Annotated in this window: 1 pseudogene; it reads right to left on the bottom strand. The window is 40.4% G+C overall.

The annotated features are described in order from the left end of the window. Positions 1-480: pseudogene (locus A1WC_RS05330) on the bottom strand (hypothetical protein); the annotation flags it as partial.

Here is a 480-nt window from a genome sequence, read left to right as displayed (position 1 = left end):
CCCATACTGAATAGCTAACTGATTGCCTGAGGGACGCTGATTATCCTGACGGGGTTGCAACCCTGACAGAATAGCCAGTAATTGTGATTTTTTCTCAGGGATGTTATATTTCAGACTAAATATTTTTCTTTTAGTGTCATATTTTTTATCACGAGAATCCTGAGCTTTCATTTTTATAATAAAGGATACTCCATCGTTCCACCTACAGGCCTCAAGCGTTCTGAATACATCGGAAATTGAATTGGTACTTATATATTCAAATATTTTTCCTTTCATGTCAGAAGGCAGTTGATAAATCTGTTTAAGATAAGGCGCATCTTGAGGAAGTTGAGGTTGCATGTTTCTGAGTTCTTCTTCATGTCGTATCAAGAACTGCTGAAATGGAGGGAAGTATTGCCGTTTTGTTTCCACCGTGGTCATCTCTGAACCCTGGATAAACATCACCATCCCGGCTGGCGTAAATTCAGCCGGAAGCGCCAC

The organism is Klebsiella sp. KTE92, from assembly GCF_000398905.1.
GTDB lineage: Bacteria > Pseudomonadota > Gammaproteobacteria > Enterobacterales > Enterobacteriaceae > Klebsiella > Klebsiella variicola.
The sequence above is the reverse complement of the archived record's forward strand: the minus strand, read 5'-3'. Positions and strand labels throughout refer to the sequence as shown.